2 protein-coding genes are annotated in these 521 nt (G+C 68.1%); both read right to left on the reverse strand.

The genetic code is table 11. The annotated features are described in order from the left end of the window. Window positions 1–371, reverse strand: a 371-nt coding sequence (locus AC1DWF_RS38525) for a 5'-3' exonuclease (RefSeq protein WP_476843660.1), incomplete at its 3' end; no start/stop codon positions are given. Beyond that, window positions 358–516 (reverse strand): zinc-finger domain-containing protein, encoded by a 159-nt coding sequence (locus tag AC1DWF_RS38530; protein WP_476843661.1) that lies wholly within the window; start codon window positions 514–516, stop codon window positions 358–360. The genes AC1DWF_RS38530 and AC1DWF_RS38525, both read right to left, overlap by 14 nt. Window positions 517–521 lie beyond the last annotated feature (5 nt).

The raw sequence follows: 521 nt of genomic DNA on the forward strand, positions 1-521 counted from the left end.
AGCTCCACCTGGGCGACGCCGAAGGCCTCCGTCGCCTCGCGGATGAGCGCGAATTGCGGGATCAGGTCTTCCGGCGGCTCCGGGCGATGCGCCTTGTAGGCGGGGTAGATGTCGCTCCGAAACGTCTGGCGCGCGCTGTCATGGACGACGGCGATGTGGCTGGAGCTGTTCTGGTTGAGGACCTTCTCCAGCATCTGCGCGAAGCCGAAGACCGCATTCACGGGCGTGCCATCCGGCCGCGTCATCGGCGGCAGCGCGTGATAGGCCCGGAAGATGTAGCCGCTGCCGTCGATCAGGATCAGGTGCGGGTCGCCCGGCGGCGGGGCCTTCGGCTCGGCCGAAGGGATCACGGACCCGTCAATGGTGTCCATCGTCGCCGGCGCCTTCCTTCAGGCGGTAGGTCTTCGAGCAATAGGGGCAGGTGACCWGCGTGTCCTCGATGCGGAGGTAGACCAGCGGGTGGCCCAGCGGGCCGTCGCCGCCGTCGCAGCCGATCTTGCGGGATTCGACCGGGATGACCT

The organism is Aminobacter sp. P4_D5, assembly GCF_056401815.1.